12 protein-coding genes are annotated in these 15,239 nt (G+C 28.6%); 4 read left to right on the top strand and 8 right to left on the bottom strand.

Annotated features, from left to right (window positions below):
• Positions 1–8 precede the first annotated feature (8 nt).
• A complete protein-coding gene (locus GXM21_RS08070) occupies positions 9–1,811 on the bottom strand; it encodes a peptidoglycan DD-metalloendopeptidase family protein (protein ID WP_008537496.1) in 1,803 nt (600 codons plus the stop codon).
• 290 nt (positions 1,812–2,101) lie between these two features.
• Between GXM21_RS08070 and GXM21_RS08065 the strand changes: the two genes are divergently transcribed.
• The 4 genes from GXM21_RS08065 to GXM21_RS08050 all read left to right on the top strand — a co-directional run bounded on the left by GXM21_RS08065 (position 2,102) and on the right by GXM21_RS08050 (position 5,048).
• The gene (locus GXM21_RS08065) at positions 2,102–3,598 is read left to right on the top strand and encodes a hypothetical protein (RefSeq protein ID WP_008537498.1); all 1,497 of its coding nucleotides are present in this window, start codon (positions 2,102–2,104) and stop codon (positions 3,596–3,598) included.
• Between the two features lie 197 nt (positions 3,599–3,795).
• A complete protein-coding gene (locus tag GXM21_RS08060) occupies positions 3,796–3,996 on the top strand; it encodes a DpnD/PcfM family protein (RefSeq protein ID WP_008537499.1) in 201 nt (66 codons plus the stop codon).
• Between the two features lie 49 nt (positions 3,997–4,045).
• Positions 4,046–4,783 carry a Fic family protein gene (locus tag GXM21_RS13135; protein ID WP_008537500.1) on the top strand — a complete coding sequence of 246 codons (738 nt, stop codon included), beginning with the start codon at positions 4,046–4,048 and terminating at the stop codon, positions 4,781–4,783.
• Between the two features lie 10 nt (positions 4,784–4,793).
• Positions 4,794–5,048, top strand: coding sequence for a hypothetical protein (locus tag GXM21_RS08050; RefSeq protein WP_008537502.1), 255 nt, complete (start codon positions 4,794–4,796; stop codon positions 5,046–5,048).
• 1,219 nt (positions 5,049–6,267) lie between these two features.
• Here the strand turns inward: GXM21_RS08050 and GXM21_RS08045 are convergent.
• From GXM21_RS08045 to GXM21_RS08015, 7 genes are read right to left on the bottom strand one after another with little or no spacing between them, the layout of a single operon-like run.
• Entirely contained in the window at positions 6,268–6,660 is a 393-nt protein-coding gene (locus GXM21_RS08045) for a hypothetical protein (protein ID WP_008537504.1), read from the bottom strand.
• A gap of 59 nt (positions 6,661–6,719) precedes the next feature.
• Positions 6,720–8,534: a TrbL/VirB6 family protein gene (locus tag GXM21_RS08040; protein ID WP_008537505.1), complete on the bottom strand. Its 1,815-nt coding sequence runs from the start codon at positions 8,532–8,534 to the stop codon at positions 6,720–6,722.
• Positions 8,531–9,343, bottom strand: a complete 813-nt coding sequence (locus GXM21_RS08035) for a TrbJ/VirB5 family protein (RefSeq protein WP_008537506.1) — start codon at positions 9,341–9,343, stop codon at positions 8,531–8,533. The genes GXM21_RS08040 and GXM21_RS08035 overlap by 4 nt, the downstream gene beginning before the upstream one ends.
• On the bottom strand, positions 9,340–9,804 hold the full coding sequence (locus tag GXM21_RS08030) for a hypothetical protein (protein WP_008537507.1): 465 nt from the start codon (positions 9,802–9,804) through the stop codon (positions 9,340–9,342). The genes GXM21_RS08035 and GXM21_RS08030 overlap by 4 nt, the downstream gene beginning before the upstream one ends.
• Positions 9,805–9,817: 13 nt before the next feature.
• Positions 9,818–10,345, bottom strand: a complete 528-nt coding sequence (locus tag GXM21_RS08025) for a lytic transglycosylase domain-containing protein (RefSeq protein ID WP_008537508.1) — start codon at positions 10,343–10,345, stop codon at positions 9,818–9,820.
• Entirely contained in the window at positions 10,346–12,808 is a 2,463-nt protein-coding gene (locus tag GXM21_RS08020) for a hypothetical protein (RefSeq protein WP_008537509.1), read from the bottom strand. It abuts the gene before it with no gap.
• Positions 12,795–15,239: a TraG/VirB4 family ATPase gene (locus GXM21_RS08015; RefSeq protein ID WP_008537510.1), complete on the bottom strand. Its 2,445-nt coding sequence runs from the start codon at positions 15,237–15,239 to the stop codon at positions 12,795–12,797. The genes GXM21_RS08020 and GXM21_RS08015 overlap by 14 nt, the downstream gene beginning before the upstream one ends.

The raw sequence follows: 15,239 nt of genomic DNA, 5'->3' as shown, positions 1-15,239 counted from the left end.
TCCTTTCTTTAAAATCTAAATCCTGATGAACCAAACGTATTTTTTATAGCTTTAGATACTTTTCCTCCAACAAACGTCATGATTAAGATATAAGCAAATATTTCTAAGGCTTTTATTACATCAAATGTTGGTGCTGGTGCTACTTGTCCTGCTCGACGAAAGACATCATCAGCATAAGCATCACCACTGCCTATGTTGCCTTCTCCACCATGCCATGCTTCAGCTACAGAACGCCATGAACCGTATTTGTTGAAGTATTCAAGCATTTTAAATCTAGCCACGGCATCTTGTCTGTCTGGACTCCATGCAGGTTGCATAGTATCTGTATGTGGTGTCCAGTTATAATCTGGAGGTAAATTTGCTTCTTCTACCCAAGCATTCCAATTTTCAAAGTTTATTTGATATGCTCCGTATCCATAGCCATCATCAGAATATACAAAATAATCATTTGTAGACTCTTTATCTTTAATAGCTGACATAAAGATAGTTATTGCTTCAACATCTGCATTTTCTAGATTTACTGCTCCTCGATTAGAAGTAGTCATCATATCGCCAAAGTTAAATGCTGTTAACTGAACAGAGATTAAGCTGGCAAAAACTATATACCATGCCATATTAAAACCTAAAGAAATTAAACTATTTATGCTATTTCCAGCAAATGACATATGTTTTGTTTGTCTTAATGTGCCGTAAATTAAGTCAAAAATAGCAAAGATAGAAATGATATAAAATTCAATGAAAGCTTTAGCAATCATGATGCCCATTAGGAAAAATAAGATAACAATAGCTATACCTAAGATAAATACAAAGATTATTGCTGCAAGATTTGTATAAATAGCAAAAGCAGAATGAAATGTAGAAATATAATTAAAAAATGGAGCAGTTAGCTGTAGTCCTTTTTGTATTATTTGGGTGGGGTCTGTAACATTTTGTCCAGCAACTGTAGGGTCTACATTAATTATTTTAGAGCCTACAGTTACAAAGAAGTTTTTTATTGTATTAATTACTATATTTCCCCAATTTTGAATTAAGTAATAAAAAAATGTATAAGAAATTAATTTTTTTATTAGAACTTTAATAGCATCATTTAGTACATAATTATCTGAAATACTGATGATACAAAAGGTAAGCGTAATATCTATTAAGACTACAACCATAAATAGATTTAGCATATAAGGTTTTATATTTTGTATTCCTTCAGTAGATGTAGTTGCTATTTTATCTATAATATCTTTTACTGGAAGTGCAATATCTGCTATTTTTGACCAATCGAAATTGAAAAAGTGAGCATCACTACCAATAAATGATTCTTCTACAGGCATAGTACCCTCTAAAAGAGGTAATGGGTCTGTAACAATAGCTCCATTTACATGAAAATCTATATCATTTAGATGTACCTCAAAATGTAAATGTCCTCCTGTACTATCTCCAACTGGAGAGATGATACCTATTACATCACCTTGATATACTTCTTGTCCTTCATGCAGTCCTTGAATTAATCCAACATCTCCATACAAAGTTCCCATATTAAGCTTTGGATGCCATACTACAATAGCATTACCAAAACCATCTGCTGGACCATAATATCTTATAATGCCATCTGCTGCTGATTGAATAGGCGTTCCGTAATCATAACCGATATCTATACCAGCATGAAATCTTGTATTTCCAGTTATAGGGTGTACTCTATCACCAAAAGGTGAAGTGATTATCCCATCAGGTGCTGGATAAATAAATGGAGTTTGAGCAAAGACTACTATGGGTAAAAAAATGATAAATAAACATAAAGATAAGATAATTTTTATTTTCATTGATATGTCCTTTGACTTAGTTGATAATTCTATGGTAGCATGGAAGTGAATTTTAAAAGTATCGACTTTTGAAAAAATGAAAAAATTTTTAAATCCTTATGTATCAAGGGTTTGCGGACTTAAAGTAATTTTGTGTTCGATGAAAATGAGCAAAAAAAGCTGAACTTTTTGTCAGTAAATAAAAAAAACGTGTTCGAATCGAACACGTTAAAAAGTAGTTATATTTGATTTTTTATTTGTGTTTATGAATAATGTGGTCGAATCGAACACATTTAAGTGAGGAATAGATTATGAATAAATATATTTTAATGAATAAAAATATAGCATTAGCTCAAATTATATTATCTGATGATGGTAAAATTTATGATTTATTAGAAATATATAACATAAAAGCTTTTCCTGTAGGTATAATTTGTAATGATATAAAAATGTCTAATAAAGATATACAAAATAACTTAGCAGAGTGGTGGCAAGGTAGGGCAATTCCTGCTAGTAGACAGGGTCTTTTTTCAGTATTACAAGAATTTAATATTGAAAGAAGTTCTATTTTAGCCATGAAATGTTTTGGTCTTAGTTTATCTGACCAATATTGGATAAAACCGATTAATTCTAAGCTAACGTGGGATAAAATCAACTTTTTTAACAATAAGTTTTCTAATGATATTGGAGAAGCCTTTTTTAATCCTAATTTTGTAAAGGAGAGTAATGAAATAGATTTTATAACTCCAGATAATACATCTGATGGTTGGCTTAGAAAAAAATGGATAATCAAAAATGAAAAAAGATGTCTTATTAAAAGTGGTAGTGATCCTTATAGACAAGAACCTTTTAATGAAGTGATTGCATCACTTATAATGAAAAATTTAAATGTATATCCATATGTTAAGTATGATTTTTTTGTAGACGAAGGACAGGGTATCTGTTCTATATGTGATAATTTTATAACAGAAAATACTGAATTAATTTCAGGTTATGCCTTAGCAAAAACGTATATTAGAGATAAAAACACTTCTATTTATAATCATTATTTAGACATAGCAGACAAAAATAATATTTCTAATATTAAGGATTTTTTTGATAGTATGATTGTTTTAGATTATATTATTGCAAACACGGATAGACATCATAATAACTTTGGCTTTATTAGAGATGTTAATACTTTAGAGTATTTAAGCCCAGCACCTATATTTGATAGTGGTACGAGTCTTTGGCATAAATACAGTGTACTTTCAAATAAAATAGGTACTCCTGTAATAGCTCAGCCTTTTTATAATACACATGAAATGCAATTATCTTTAGTAAAAAATTGGGATAGGTTTGATTTTAGTAAATTAAGAAATATAACAGAAGAAATATACGATTTATTAAATAAAAATCCATTAATTGATAAAAAAAGAAATAATATTATTTGTGCTGCTCTTAAAGAAAGGATACAATCTATTAAATTATATCAGGAAAGAATGGTAAATAAATATTCTATACCTTTACAGAGTGATGATACTGATATATTAACAAAATTTAAGCAGTTAAAATTTAATTTACAACCAGTATATTTTTATTATAAGAATAAATTTGTACCTAATAATAAAATAAAATACAATCCTAGTATAGATAAAAAAATATTAAAGCAAGCACTAATAGATGGTTTTTCAAGGGAACAAGTAAAAAAAATTTTAATAAACAGTCCAAATATTAAAAGTGAACAAATGATAGATTTTATGTATCGTTCATTTAGTCATGATAAGGATTTAAAAAATATAATCCTTGAAAGAACTATACATTTATAAAATTATGTTCGAATCGAACAAAAATGATAAAATAATTTTTTATTACTTTTTTTGTTTGCATCATAATGTCATTCATTTCAAAAAGCAAGGGTAAATATAACAACTACGTTGCCCTTGCTTTTTTCATTTCTGACATTATTTAAAATCATGCAAAAAGCAATAAATAAGAATCGTAAGATAAGAAAGGATACTGAAAAATGAAAAAAATATATACTATAACTATTGAGGAAACTGTATCAGACGTATTTTATTTAGAAGCTAATTCTTTAGAAGAAGCTAAAGAATTAGCTATTGCAAATTACAATAACGGTGTTTTTGTACTAGAACCTGGAAATTTAATAGAAACAAATCTACTGGTTGGAAATGATAATGAAAGTAGTGATTGGTTTGAATTATAAAAAATGATATAATTAATACTAAATATTATGAAGAATTGAAGGTAATAATATGGATAATATTTTAAAACGTATAAAACGTATTGATGACAAGAAAAAAGAATTAGATAAATGTAGACCATTAACAGCGGGAGAATTAGAACGATTAGCTGAAAACTTTATAGTAGAATATACGTATAATTCAAATGCTATTGAAGGTAATACTTTAACGCTTAGAGAAACAGCTATGGTTTTACGTGGTTTAACTATAGATAAAAAACCTTTAAAAGACCATATGGAAGCAATAGGACATAGAGATGCTTTTAGATTTGTAAATGATTTAGTAAAGGACAAATTACCATTATCAGAAAGTCTCATTAAGCAAATACATTATTTGGTATTAGCTGATAAAGCTGAAGATAGAGGTATATATCGAAAAGTTCCTGTTATGATTATGGGAGCAAAAACTTTACCTGTACAACCATATTTAATTCAACCTAAAATGGAAAATTTATTAAACGAATATAAAAACAGTACATCACATATTATTACTAAATTAGCATGGTTTCACATTGAATTTGAAAGTATTCATCCTTTTATTGATGGTAATGGTAGAACAGGAAGATTACTTATTAATTTAGAATTGATGAAAGCAGGATATCCACCAATAGATATAAAATTTACTGATAGATTAGCTTATTATAACGCTTTTGATGATTATAATGTTAATAAAGATTTATCTAAAATGGAAAATTTGTTTGCAAAATATTTAGATGAACGATTAGATTTCTATTTAAATATATTAAAATAGGAGAGTATATATGAAATATAGAGTATATAATTATGAAGAATTTAAAAAATTAAACACTGAAATTATTTTAACTGATGACTATGCAGATTATAATTATTATGCTGTATATTTACCTAATAGAAAAAAACCTGCAATATATTTTAAACATCCATATAACGGAAATTATTACCATATTGATGATTGTTTAGAAGTTATGGGAAATGACTTAAACCCATGTCATGATATTTATATTACTAATGTCTTAAATGAACTTAATAAAGAATAAATGAAAAGCACTTGTCATTATTCTAATTGACAAGTGCTTTTTTATAGATAGATTTTTATGATATAATAACAATCGCTGTTAATTCAGCAAAGAAGAGAAAACTTGATGTGTCAGACTCTCCTCATCAGAGGAGGTGGTAATTATGACAGAATACGAATTAATGTCCCTTATAGTGGGAGTCGTAACTATGACATTTACCATTCTTATGTATTTTAAGAAGTAAATTTTTAAATTAATTACTTTATAAATAAAAAGAAGTCATGACATAACGTCTGACTTCTTTCTCAACCCATTCTGAGAAGAGGCTGACGGTTGCAACATCAGTTTTCTCTTCTTTTTTATACTCTTATTATACTACATAGATTATGATTTTGCAAAATAAATGTGTTCGAATCGAACACATTTGTTATATAATACATAAAATTTAGCTTTTTGGTGGAAAATTTTTGTGATATAATAACAATCGCTGTTAATTCAGCAAAGAAGAGAAAATTTGATGTGTCAGCTTTCCTCATTAGAGGAGGTGGTAATATGACAACTTATGAATTAATGATATTAATTCTAACAATAATAAATGTTATATTTACCATTCTTAGCTATTTTAAATAAAGGCTAATTAATATATTAATTTTTATAAGAAATAGAAAAGAGCTAGACAAGTCCAGCTCTTTCTATTTCACACACTTATAGAAGAGAGCTGACGAAGCGACATCAGTTTTCTCTTCTTTTTATACTCTTATTATACTACATAGTTTATGATTTTGCAAAATAAATGTGTTCGAATCGAACACATTTTCTATATAATATATAAAATTTAGCTTTTTAGTGAAAAATTTTTGTGATATAATAACAATCGCTGTTAATTCAGCAAAGAAGAGATAAATTGATGTGTCAGACTCTCCTCATCAGAGGAGGTGGTAATTATGACAGAATACGAATTAATATCCCTTATAGTGGGAGTCGTAACTATGACATTTACCATTCTTATGTATTTTAAAAAGTAAATTTTTAAATTAATTACTTTATAAATAAAAAGAAGTCATGACATAACGTCTGACTTCTTCTTTTCGAATTCTTTGAGAAGAGGCTGACGGTGCAAACATCAGTTTTCTCTTCTTTTTTCATATTTATTATACTACATAGTTTATGATTTTGCAAAATAAATGTGTTCGAATCGAACACAAATTATTAGATAAATTATATCGTCTAATTTATATTCTTACCATAAGCTTTCGCCCTTTTTTCTTAATTCTTTTAAATATCGATCTTCTTCCAATCTATTAAAAAATGCAATCTCTTCTTCATTAACACCTACGCTAGCTTGCTGTTTTTCTTCTGCAATTTCAGCAGGCGTTTTATGTGCCTCATGATATTCTTCACCAAAACAAGGACATTTCATAAATATATTTTTAAAGCAAGTCATTGGCTTAGTTACAAACATTATTGGATGAAATAATATATAAAATGGTGCAATTATTATGAATACAATTACGTCTAATAAAAGACGAAACATATCAGTAACTATGGCTAAAGCAATACCAATGACAAATAATGACAAAATACCAATAGCAATATATTTTAAAAATCCTAATATATCCATAAAAATATCCATAATAACACTCCCTCGTAAACTATTTTCTAATATAATTATACTTTTTTATCATATTAAATTCAATCTGTATTATCATTGTTAGTGTCATTATCTACATTATTATCGTTATCACTGTTATTGTAACGAGGATAATTATTAGAAGTATTATTTATATCATCATGGTTATTATCATTATAATAGCCACGAAAAGTATTTGTTTTTAAAGGTTTTGGAAGTTCGTCTTGTTGCATTTTTTGTTCAGCCTTTTTTAATGCATACTCATAATTAGCATTAGGACTCATATTATTTTTTATTTCTCTTCTAATATATTCATTTTGAGCATTTTCTTTTTCATTTGGGCTAGTATTATGTTTTAAATTGCCAGCCTTTTTTTGTGTATCCATTCGAACTTTAAGTTCTCTGGCATTTTTAGTATCTCTTTGAGCTTCATAATAAGATTTTAATAGCCCACTTTCTATACCCATTTGTGCTAGGTTTTTTGCTGTTCCTAGTGTTCCTTTGCCATAGTTTAAAGCTGTTTTTCCTGCTCCTTTGAGGTCTCCTCTTCCTGCTTGCATTCCTATGCTTTTCATATTAGATAAAAAGCCTGCTGCTCCTCTAGCGGAATTTCCTCCTGGCATTCTTGAAGCTACGTCCCAAGCACCTTTCATTCTCATAGCTTTAGTAGGCATTGCTTTTAATTGATTGGATAAATCATTACCATTTAAAGCTGGTTGTCCAGAAGATATTGCTTGTGCTAAGTTTGGTAGCTTATAGACAAGCATACACATTATACCAAGTGAAAAGGCAAGTTGCATAAAGGTTAAGAAGTTTTTCTGTAAATCAAGTGATTCTCCACCTGAAACAAAATTTTCTACAGCACTTGTTAGCATTGGTTCAAGTATCGCTGTTACAAAAGCTACAATACTTACTTTGGTGGCATAATGTATAAGTGAACTTATAGCTCTTTCAAATAAAAATTTTGTTGGTTTAAACATTCCTATAGACATGGTTAACATAGTAAATATAGCCATTACCCAAAATTCTACTCTTACTACCATTATTTGAGCTGAAATTACTAATATGCAGGCTACAATTACTAAAAATATCACTACAGCTAATATTAGAGCAAATGGGCTTGTGGTAAAGGATATTTGAGAAAAACTATTCCATGTATTTTCAATAATTTTAAAGGCATTGCCCATTATATCATCAGGCATAAGTATGCTATTTTCGCCACCACCTGCGATATAGCCTATTCTTTCAAAACTAGCAAAAACAGCATGAGCAATTCCCATACCTAAAATCCAATTTGTTATTAAAAATAGATACATTGCCATTTTTAAGGCGTTAGATATCATGTATTTTATGATATCGTCTTCTATTTTTAGCATTAAGGTTATTGCTACATCAATAGCCCAAGCACAAGCGAGAATTTTCACACAAATGGGATATAAAAATTCAGCACCTTTTTGACATTTATAGATAAAACTCATCATCATTTGTCCTAAAAAATTAGCAGAGTTGGGGTCGGGTTTAGGTTCGGCAATGCTGATAAAAGAGCTATCTGGAACAATGAACATATATCCAAAATATATTCCTAAATTGATAATTACTGTCATAGATAAAATCATACGTAAAAAAGTAGTAGTGGTAGCAGATAATTCTCCAAATGCTAGCATTCCAGCAGAGCCAACTATTAGGCAAGTCACAATTATTCTAGGTACTTTATCGGTTAAGATAGCTCCATCAGTATCTAATGAACCATTATCATAAGTACCGATAAATTTTTCAAATATATCGTCCCAAGCAAGTTCTGGTGTTTGAGCAAAGCAGATAGATGAAAGTAATAATAATATTCCTATAGTCAGTAGTATAATCTTTGTTTTTTTCATAATCCATAACCTACTAATTTTTTATAGTCTTCAATATTTTGTTGTTTGTTCATTTCTATATCAGATAAAACTTTTTGTGAGTTGTTTTTTACATCTATTGCCATATTTTCATTTATCTTCATACCTGCTTGTTTTTGAGCATTTTCTTGTAATTGTTCGGTAGCTGTAACAGATAAAAGAGTAGATAATAAAGCGTTTGTTTTTGCTGTTTCCATAGTATTTTGACTAGCTATTTGTCCGCTTGCCTGCATGGCTTCTTTTGTTCCTTGTGCTTTAGATAGATTTTGCAGGGAAGTTTCTAATTGATTAATGCTATTTTCTACTTCTTGTTGACGTCTACCTATAGATAAAGCAGAATAATAGGTTTCATCAGCTACATGGTAAAGTTTTTTTATATTTTGTGTATATGAATTTAAATCTACTGGTTTAGTATAACCACCTGTATAAATATCTATGCCCATTCGTTCACTTAAAATACTATCTGTAGAAGTATCTTTATCTAATGTACCTATTTGAGAGTCTAAGTCGTTCATAAGATTTTTATATTCTTTATCTAATCCTGTATAATGAGCGATTAGGGCTTTAGGATCCATAGATGTTAAATCTTGTATCATCAGTGATACTTGTTTAGCTGTATTTATAGCATTTGTATAGGTATTTATAGCTGTTTTAGCATTCTCAGCTATATTTTTTATATCTTCTACATAGATAGCAGCTGTAGCTGTTTGTTTAGGTACAGTTAAACAAAATCCTACTGCTATTCCCATAAAAATAGTTGGTATTAGATATCTTTTTTTCATTTGTATCATAACGTATCACCTCTAAACAGTATAATTAATAATTTACCTAGTGGAATTATTAATCCACTTACTATTACATATATAAAAACCATACACACTTGTATCATAAGTATCGCAAATATTATTCCTACAAATCTTTCAAAAGCATAGTTTGATTTAATAAGAGTTTTTATGAGTATTGAGATATCCATTATCATAGATGCTGGAAAAGGATATCTAGTTATTAAAAAATGTTTAAACCATGAAATAATGCTATCATAGCTTCTAATATTATTGATAATGTCAATCATTGAATCTATAAATAAGCAAAATAAAATTAGAAAAAATATTAGCATATCTATAACTAATAAAAATTCTACTTCTCTAGCTATACTTTTGCCAAAAATAATGGAAATTATAACTGAAGCAATAACCAAGGATAGACAATTTCTTTTTATTTTAGAACTAATAATAGAGATTTTATCTAACATAAAAGCCTCTTTTCTATCTATAGCTATTTAATCGATTGAAGATATCTGAAATGCTATAGATATATTCAATCGTTTCTTTATATGGTGGTACTCCATTATATTCATAAATGGCATTTGCTCCAGCATTGTAGGCAGCTAAGGCATAAGTTATATTATATTGTCCAGCATACGTAAAATTATCTATTTGTGTACGCAGATAACTTGCACCACCTAGGATATTTTCTAAAGGGTTATATGGATCAACACCTATCATACTAGCAGTACCTGGCATTAGTTGAGCGATTCCAATAGCTCCAGCACCTGACATGGCATTTAGATTAAAATGAGATTCTTGCTCAAGTAGTGCTGTAAGTAATAGTGGATCAAGGCTATAGGTACTGCTAGCATAAAGTATAGCGTTGGTTATCCAGTCTGTTTGCTCTTGATTATACATGGATACTTCAGAATAAATTATATTGTAGTAATTGTTCCCTTGAGCATGCACTATAGGTGTGATGAAAAAAGATGTAATTAGCAATATATTTATGATGAATTTCTGCAATTAATTAGCCTCCTGTTCATTAGTTAAGGTTAAGGTATGTGCTAAATTATGTTTTTGAACTTTAGTATCATTTAATGTATTTGTAAGTTTATTTAAAATTATTTCTATTTGTTGACCATATTTTGAAATATTTTCATTGGATATATTAGTTAAATTAGGAGATTGACTAGCAATTGCATCTAAGGTATCTTTTAATTTAAAACCAGCTTTTAGTATATTAGCTGCAATTATAGTATCTGCTATCATATCAAAAGGAAGGTCTATATTTTCTTTATAATCGCTGTAGTATTTGCTATATAAGTTATTAATATCTTTATCTACTAGAGTTTTCTTGGCAAATTCTCGTCTTTTTTCTAATTCTACAGTTAGTTTTTGTTGAGCATTATATATAATCGCTTTATTTATATAACTTAAAGATGAATGATTAGGTTCTACTGCATGAGGTGAATATTTAGTGAGAGTAAGAGCAATATCTTCTTTTTTGATGTCTTTGTATAGCATATACATAGCTGCATTGATTTCCATATCTTGATTGAATAAATTAGTTTTTTGATATAGTTCTTTCATATGCGTTTTGTACATATTTTCGACAGTAGGTCTGTTATTTTTAGTATCTAAGACATTTATAATATTTAATTGCCGAGTATTTATTTTTTTAGCAATACTTGTAATATATTCGGCATATTTAAAGTTTTCTAAAGCGTCTTTATTATTTCTAGTGCTTTGTTCTTCAGCGATGATATTTTTAATATCATTTTCTTCAATGCCTTTTTTAATAAAGCTAAGAGCTGCCCTATAATCACATTTTATATATTCTTCATCATTGTCTGTATTATTGATAGTAGCATCGTTTATAGCTACTTCTAATTGATAATCTTCTTTAAGTTCTTTTTTTTGTTCTTCTTGCGTTTTGTTATAATGAAATACTTCAGCTAATTTTTTAGCTGCTTTTTCAATTACAAGTTTGGGATAATCTTGAGGAATTTCTGGAAGTTGCATTCTGGCTGAAGTTTCTCTTATGATATGAGCAAGTTCATTTTTATTGATACCAGGATATCTGTTTAATAGTTTTATACTGGCATCAATATCTATATATTCATCAGATAGATTTAATTTAGTATTAGGGTAAGAAAGTATTCGCTCTTTAATGGCATATTTATAGACATCTTTTAATGAAATATGTTTATTGTTTATTTGTTCAAGAGTCATATTTGAAAGGTTATCTGGACAGATAAATTCTGTTATTTCTCTTTCTGCTTTAATATTATTTTGGGCAGATTTCACTATATAATATGCTGTTTTATCTTTAGATGAATAAATTTTTTCATTAAAAATTTTTACTACATATTCTGGATAACAACCTGCCAAAATCATTTCCTTAGCTAAAAGGGCATAAGCTAAATTATCTGGATTTTGTGGTAGCTGCTTTATCTTTTCTTTAAAGATATTTTCAACTTTTGTTAAATGCTCTTTGGCTTTTAAAATATCTTCACTGGCTAAATTGACAATGGTATCTGCATAGTTTTTCTTTCTACCTATTTCACGAACTACTGGAGAAAATGCTTTTATTACGTTTAATACTTCAGTATTATCTGCTCCTTCAGATAAAAGACGTTTTATAATCTGTTTTTCCCCTAATGGAGTGAGGCTTTTCGTTAAAGTATTTTTTAGATATTCATTTAGATATTTAATATATTTTTCTTTAGTATTTTGTGGCTTAATTATGTTGGTATTAGTTAATTGATGGTATAAGTGTGTATGTTCTTTTACAAAGTTTATAATAGCATTGGTGTATTCTGGTTGTTTGGCATGGGAATTTTGGGTGTATTTAGCAAGTAATTCTTCTATGGTAGATAAGTCATAGTTCTTCTCATAATACATAGAAAAAGCTATTTTGGCATCGTAATATAGATTTAACTTAAAATTGGTATGTCGTAATTTTAAGTTGTTGAGTTCAATCATATATATTTCTTTAGCTTTATTTATATCAGTTATCTTTTTAGTGTAATTAATATTGAGTTTACTAAAATATGTTAGTTTTTCAGATAAATTTATATCTATATCTTTTAAAAGAGGTGTATTTTCTACGATAATATCTTTTATATCAGTCAATTTGTAGCCTTTTTGCTGTAAAATCTGCATGATTTTTGTTTCTTTTTGTACATAAAAATCAAAAATTCGTGGCATGTATTTTTGTTTATAATCATTGTAATCTCTAGTAGTAGGTTTAGTTTCGGAAGGTTGTATATCATGCTCAAAAGAATCTATATATTTTTTTATTGCTATAAAAGATTTTCCCTTGCAAAGGCTACTATTATCTCTAATGGATTTTTTTACTTCATCTAGTGGTATATTATTTTTTAGCATAGTTTTCATTATGCTAGAGTCTAATTTTTTTAGTAGATACAATCTTTCATCTTCAAAGGTAGCCCACTGATTTAAATAGTCTTTAAGTAAAGTCATAATTATCTACTCCTTTATATTTTTGCCATTCATCATTGAATTCTTCTCTTGGATAATTTTTTAGTATTTCATCACATTTATTTTGGTCAGCTTTATTTATGCCTACATAAGCTAAGGCAAATTTGCCAAGTGATAAATCATAAAGTCGTGAGCCTTTGACGGAGGTGTAATAATAATCTCTTGTTGCTATTGCTTGAGCAATGATTTGAATTTGTCTATCATTAAGACCAAAACTCTTATATAATTTTTTATTAGCTTCTTCTATAGCTGTGGGATTAGCTAAAAAGATTTTGGATTGACAAGCATCTAATACAGTGTGAAAAATATTAGAATTTGTAACATCAACCAAAGATTGAGTGGCAAAGATAACGGATACATTCATTTTTCTAAGTACTTTTAACCATTCTCGGATTTTTTGCGAAAATGCTTCATTATCTAGGAAAACCCATGCTTCATCTAAGATAATAATACTAGGTGAGCCGTCTAAAACTTCCTCTAAACGATGAAAAATATATAATAGTGTTGGTGCTATTATAGTTTTCATTTGCATTAGTTTTTCCATTTCAAAGGTTTGAAAATCTGTAAAAGATAGACTATCTTTATTAGCATCAAAAACTTTATATGAACCATTTATGGTAAGTTGTTTAAATGTTTCAATAAGCGTTTCATCGGTTAGTGAAGATACAAAAGTACTCATCGTTAATTGATTTTTTGGATAAGTAGTAGCTATTAATGATAGAGTGTGCCAAATAGTATCTTTTATATTAGGGGTTACAACTACATTTTCTTGCACTAAGAAGGAACAAAGCCACTCTAAAGCCCATGAGCGTTCTTTTTCATTTTGTATATTACTAAGTGGTTGAAATGCTACATCATTATTTCCTAAATCAAAGAAATTGCCACCAACGCCCAGTGTTAAAATTCTTGAAGAAGCCCCTTTATCAAAGATAAATACTTTAGCATTTTTATATTTTCTAAATTGAGCAGCTATCATACAAAGATGAACAGATTTACCACTGCCTGGTGGACCAATTAAAATTGTATGGCCAACATCTTTAACATGGATATTTAGGCGAAATAATGTATTCCCTTTGGTTTTAGTGTATAAAAGCGAAGGTGCATTTAAATGGTAGTTTTTTTCATCACCTGCCCAAACATCAGTAATCGGAGCTAAATGTATTAAATTACCTGTATTTATTAAATAACGACGAGGATTGTTATACACATTTCCTGGAACAGAAGAAAGCCAAGCTTCTACAGCGTTTAAATCTTCGCTTTTATATTTAAGTCCCAAGGTAGAAAAAATATCTCCAATAGTATCTATATAATCTTCAGCAAGTTCTTCATTTTTATCTGTTACGATAATCATAGTTGTATAAAAGCCATAGTTTATCTCAGATTTTTCAATCGATATGCGAGCGTTTTCCACTTCATTGACTTTTTCTACAGCATTAGCATCAAAGTCATCATCTGCCCTTTCCACGTGGAAAGCTTCTCGTACATAAGTCCAATAACTTTTTAAATTACCTCGCCAATCTCGAGAACGAGAGGATAACTCACTTAAAGCATCGCTTTTAGATAAAAAATAAAATCTAGTTACAAAGCGATAAGAGAAATTTAGATACGTAAGCTCATCAAAAAAACCAAAATGCGTTTCGCTTGGAAAAGATAGTGGCGTAATAACTCTTAGATGCTGCTCCCCTAACATAGGCTTTAAACTAGCATTAAGTGAGCAATCGTAAAGTAAATTATCTAGGTGTATAGGATTTTTAACTAAAGCAATATTATTATCTTTAATTTTTTGATTTTCTCTATCTGGTAAGTGAATATTCATTTTATTAGTTGATACACAACTGTGAAGATATGTTGCCAGCTCGTCAGGAGTGAGCATTTTAACTAACGGTAATTTCAATTGAATAAACATTCGATATATTTTATCGATATTAGCTTTAAATATGGATAAATAATTGTTTAAATCCTTTAGCTTAGTTTTAGTTTCTAAGACAAAAGATTTAATTTTTTGCTCATTATCTGTTGGTGGCATATAATAAACTGTTAAAAAATATCTTGATTCAAAGTTTTTATGCAGATTTTTAAATTGATATCGTCGTTCTAAATCTATTTTTTTAGTTACTTCATCAGGAAAATAGTTTTTCGTAGGGTAATCTAAAGAGGGTGTTCGTTGCATTTCAAAATAAAATATAAAACCTGTATCAAGTGTCATAAATAGACTATTTAGCTGGCTGGTTAAAATAGCAAGTATTTCTTCAACAGAGCTATCTAAATCTGGTCCGCGATATTCTATCGTTGCCATAAGTGAACCATCTTTATTAATAACTATACCTATATCTTCATAGCGAATTATTTTTCCTAAATTCATTTGTGCATATAATGGATTTTTCTTAATACGTAAACGTTTTAAATTGTACAT

This window comes from Megamonas funiformis, from assembly GCF_010669225.1.
GTDB classification, from domain to species: domain Bacteria; phylum Bacillota; class Negativicutes; order Selenomonadales; family Selenomonadaceae; genus Megamonas; species Megamonas funiformis.
Note: the sequence above shows the minus strand (reverse complement) of the source record. Positions and strands in the feature narration are given on the sequence as shown.

Coding starts and splice junctions, on each gene's coding strand:
- GXM21_RS08070 (WP_008537496.1), bottom strand. CDS start 1,811: ATGAAAATAAAAATTATCTTATCTTTATGTTTATTTATCATTTTTTTA.
- GXM21_RS08065 (WP_008537498.1), top strand. CDS start 2,102: ATGAATAAATATATTTTAATGAATAAAAATATAGCATTAGCTCAAATT.
- GXM21_RS08060 (WP_008537499.1), top strand. CDS start 3,796: ATGAAAAAAATATATACTATAACTATTGAGGAAACTGTATCAGACGTA.
- GXM21_RS13135 (WP_008537500.1), top strand. CDS start 4,046: ATGGATAATATTTTAAAACGTATAAAACGTATTGATGACAAGAAAAAA.
- GXM21_RS08050 (WP_008537502.1), top strand. CDS start 4,794: ATGAAATATAGAGTATATAATTATGAAGAATTTAAAAAATTAAACACT.
- GXM21_RS08045 (WP_008537504.1), bottom strand. CDS start 6,660: ATGGATATTTTTATGGATATATTAGGATTTTTAAAATATATTGCTATT.
- GXM21_RS08040 (WP_008537505.1), bottom strand. CDS start 8,534: ATGAAAAAAACAAAGATTATACTACTGACTATAGGAATATTATTATTA.
- GXM21_RS08035 (WP_008537506.1), bottom strand. CDS start 9,343: ATGATACAAATGAAAAAAAGATATCTAATACCAACTATTTTTATGGGA.
- GXM21_RS08030 (WP_008537507.1), bottom strand. CDS start 9,804: ATGTTAGATAAAATCTCTATTATTAGTTCTAAAATAAAAAGAAATTGT.
- GXM21_RS08020 (WP_008537509.1), bottom strand. CDS start 12,808: ATGACTTTACTTAAAGACTATTTAAATCAGTGGGCTACCTTTGAAGAT.
- GXM21_RS08015 (WP_008537510.1), bottom strand. CDS start 15,239: ATGTACAATTTAAAACGTTTACGTATTAAGAAAAATCCATTATATGCA.